We start from the raw sequence: 3,735 nt of genomic DNA, 5'->3' as shown, positions 1-3,735 counted from the left end.
GTACATTTTCAAAGTTTAAGACACGCTCGCTTCGGCGTTTAACCGCGCAAATAAATTGCGCTTACGCCTTCGCGGCGGGCGACTGCTCACGCAGCCGCCAGAGCAATTTCAAAGTGAAATTGCTCTATGCCCTCAGGCCCGATGCCCGAATTTGCTCCCCAGTTTTACCTGTCGGCAAAAATGCCCGTTCCGGTGATCCGGAACGGGCATTTGACGTCCTGTCGCCACGGGCGGGCATTTCTGGTGTTCAAGGCCCTAGGCGGGGGAGCACTCCACATCAGCCGTAACATGAACCTCCTCGCCTACAATAAGCGCAGGAATACTGGGGCCAAGGCCAAACTCGCTCCGCTTTATACTGCCCCACACCTTGAAGGCGCGGGTAGGAGCATTGTTCATGGGGTTGGTCACCACTTCGCTGGCCCGGATACTGAACGTCACGTCCTTTGTGACGCCGTGCAGGGTCAGCGCCCCGCTGATCTTGCCTTCGCCCTTGCCTTCCATGCGAACCTGGCTGCTGGCAAAGGTGATTTCAGGATAGGTTTCGGCTTCAAAAAAATCAGCACTGCGCAAGTGCTCGTCCCGCGCGGGCACATCGGTGTCAATGGCGGCCACGCGTGCGGCCATGTTGAATTTTGCGTCGGAAAGGTCATCCTTGCCGATCTGGACCGAGGCGGTAAATTCCGCAAACCTGCCGCTTATATCTGTAATCGTGATATGCCTGACAACAAAGCCAAGGCGGGAATGGGCGGGGTCACTCTTCCATGTGGTCATGGCTTTCTCCTTGTTTTATATGGCCCGGCAGCCGACAGATTGCCGCTGTGTTCATGCATACGGGGCGGCCCGGGCCGGTGACTGCCCCGTTATGAAGCGGTATTGGAGATTTTCTGGCAGATGGCTCGCAAACGCGGGCGCAGAAGCGCGATGAAAAACAAAGGCATGGTTTGACCCGCGATGGCATCACGCAAACCACGGCAGACATTCGGGCAGGCATTCGCAGCCAGCCATCTCGCGCAGCCGCCGCAACAGCCCCGCGATGCAATCGCGCTAAAACACTCCGGGCAGGCCGTTGTCGCGCAGGGCCGCGTCACAGGAACCAATGTGGTAACAGGTGTGGCTGGCAAGCATGGCTACGGCCGCCCCATAGGTGACGTCCCTGCCGACTTTTTTGCTCAGCACCGTGTGTACCCGGACGAGATCCGCGTCCGAAATGCCTTCCAGCCAGCCATCCACACACAGGCGCACAGCCTCCGCATAGTCACGCATGGCATCCTTGCTGACAGCGCAGGAGCCTTGCATTTTGAGCATCAGCGTGGCCTGGTCGCAGGGTGCGGGCAGAGGGGCTTCATTTTCGCCCAGGGTAAAGAAGTTCAGCACGGCAATGGTATGGGCTATCTGCTGCCAGACAGGCCAGCCGCCGCGCGTTTCATTCCAGATATTCTCCGGGCAGACATCCATAAACTGGGTGAGCAGGCTCCAGGAATGGCGATAGGGAGCCTGGATGGCATTGATGATATCACGGGACATAAGGGTCTCCTTACGTTGGTGGTGGAGATGTCCCGGCGCGCCGGTCCGATGCGGCGGCACAGCCGCCGGGCGCTCCGGTCAATGCCAGCATAGCAAAGTCCCCGGCGAGTGCAAAGCGGATACCACAGATGCCCGCAGCCCGGGCTGCCCCCATCGGGCGGTGATTTTGCGCGGTGCTTCAGGCTGAACAAAAATCGAGGCCCGCAGCAGCGCATGATTTCTGCCGGCAGATACCCAAAAAACAAGGCGCGCCCTCGGGTACAAGACCGGGACGCGCCTTTTGAGCAGTTTCGTCGTGAGATTGCGTTTAACGGCGGCAAAGACCGCCTGCGCCAACCTCGCGGGCCTTGCAGCGCTTCGCGCTGCAAGGCCGGGGCATTTCGACGGCATAAATAGCCCGTCGTCGACCTGCCCTTGCGCACTGACTGCTCGCCTTGCGGCGGCAAAATATTACTCGAAGCGGCTGGCCCCGGTAATGAGCACCATGTCCACAGGCACGTTTTCGTGCATGCCCATGCTCTTGGTTTTAACCTTGGCAATCTTTTCAACAATTTCCATGCCCTCGGTCACGCGGCCGAACGCGCAGTAGCCCCAGCCGTCAAGGGTGGGGGCGCTGTGGTTGAGAAAATCATTGTCCACCAGGTTGATAAAAAACTGGGCGGTGGCGCTGTGCGGGTCACGCGTGCGGGCCATGGCGATGGTTCCGCGCTCGTTTTTCACGCCGTTATCGGCCTCGTTGGCAACAGGCTCGCGCGTGGCTTTTTCGTCCATGCGCGCGCCGAGGCCGCCGCCCTGGATCATGAAGCCGGGGATAACGCGGTGGAAAATGGTATTGTTGTAAAAACCATCATCCACATACTGCAGAAAGTTGGCAACGGTTTTCGGGGCCTTGTCGGGGAAAAGTTCCAGCAAAATGTCGCCGGACGTGGTTTCCAGCAAAACCGTGGGATTATCAGCCATGACAGCTCCTTGCTACTTGTGGTGGCGGCGCGCTACGGCAAAGGCCGGGATGCGCCCGCCCCGGAATATAGGCCATGCCCCGCCAGATGACAATGCCCGCCGCCGGGTATAGACTGCCCACATGTCCCCGAAAGCCATAAAATCCCCCGCAGCCCCCAAAACAGGCAAAAATTCCCGCGCCGTCTCCAATCCGCTGCCCGGACTGGAAGAGGCCGTTGCGCAAATTTCCCCAGGCCGCCCGCCACGCTATTTTCCGCCGGAAGACCATGTCCCCGCGCTGCAAAACGCCCTGCTGGACTGGTTTGCCGTCCACCAGCGCGCCCTGCCGTGGCGGAACAGCTATACGCCGTATGAGGTCTGGATTTCTGAGGTCATGCTGCAACAGACGCAGATGGAGCGCGGCGTAAGCTATTTCATCCGCTGGATGGAACGCTTCCCCGACATTGCCGCCCTGGCGGCCGCGCATGAAGAAGACGTGCTGCGCATGTGGGAAGGGCTTGGCTACTACTCGCGCGCGCGGCACATCCATGCGGCGGCCCGTAAAATCATGGCCGAACATGGTGGCATATTCCCCCGCGATCCTGCTGACATCCGCGCCCTGCCCGGGGTGGGGCCATACACGGCCGGGGCCATTGCCAGCATTGCCTTTGAAGAAAAACTGCCCTGCGTTGACGCCAATGTGGAGCGTGTTGTTTCGCGCATTTTTGACGTGGACAGCCCGGTCAAGCAGGAGCCTGCCGCAGCCGTCATCCACCGGTGGGCGCTCAGGCTTGTTCCCGAAGGCAAGGCCCGCGCCCACAACCAGGCCATGATGGAGCTTGGGGCGCTTGTGTGCCGCAAAAAACCGCGCTGCGCCTCCTGCCCTCTGGAGGCTTTCTGCACAAGCCGCCATCTGGGCATTGAAGATCAGCGGCCGGTTCCGGGCAAGCGGGCCGTCATAACCCCGGTCAATGCGGTCACAGGCGTGCTGCGCTGCGGAGAAAAACTTTTTGTGCAAAAGCGCCCGGCCTCTGGAGTATGGGGCAATCTGTGGGAATTTCCCGGAGGCAGGGTTGAGCCGGGCGAAAGCCCGGAACAGGCCGTGGTTCGCGAATTTATGGAAGAAACGGGATTTGAGGTGCAGGTGACGGCCAGATACGGCGTCATCCGCCACGGCTACACTACCTACCGGCTTACCCTGCACTGCTTCGGCCTTGAGCTTGCCGGAAATCCTGATGGCACGGGGCCGCGCCCCCACGACGCCCCCGGCCC

Annotated in this window: 4 protein-coding genes; 1 reads left to right on the top strand and 3 read right to left on the bottom strand. The window is 60.3% G+C overall.

Features of this window, described 5'->3' with window-relative positions:
• Positions 1-255 precede the first annotated feature (255 nt).
• From V6C07_RS06650 to V6C07_RS06640, 3 genes are all read right to left on the bottom strand, one after another.
• Positions 256-771, bottom strand: a complete 516-nt coding sequence (locus V6C07_RS06650; protein ID WP_333535564.1) for a YceI family protein — start codon at positions 769-771, stop codon at positions 256-258.
• A gap of 273 nt (positions 772-1,044) precedes the next feature.
• Positions 1,045-1,524 carry a DinB family protein gene (locus tag V6C07_RS06645; RefSeq protein ID WP_333535563.1) on the bottom strand — a complete coding sequence of 160 codons (480 nt, stop codon included), beginning with the start codon at positions 1,522-1,524 and terminating at the stop codon, positions 1,045-1,047.
• 450 nt (positions 1,525-1,974) lie between these two features.
• Complete coding sequence (locus tag V6C07_RS06640; RefSeq protein ID WP_333535562.1) at positions 1,975-2,484, bottom strand: peptidylprolyl isomerase; 510 nt, start codon at positions 2,482-2,484, stop codon at positions 1,975-1,977.
• A gap of 121 nt (positions 2,485-2,605) precedes the next feature.
• Here V6C07_RS06640 and mutY point away from each other — a divergent pair.
• On the top strand, positions 2,606-3,735 hold a 1,130-nt coding region (mutY, locus tag V6C07_RS06635; protein WP_333535561.1), incomplete at its 3' end, for an A/G-specific adenine glycosylase.

The organism is Desulfovibrio sp. 1214_IL3152, assembly GCF_036763055.1.
Taxonomy (GTDB): domain Bacteria; phylum Desulfobacterota; class Desulfovibrionia; order Desulfovibrionales; family Desulfovibrionaceae; genus Desulfovibrio.
The sequence above is the reverse complement of the archived record's forward strand: the minus strand, read 5'-3'. Positions and strand labels throughout refer to the sequence as shown.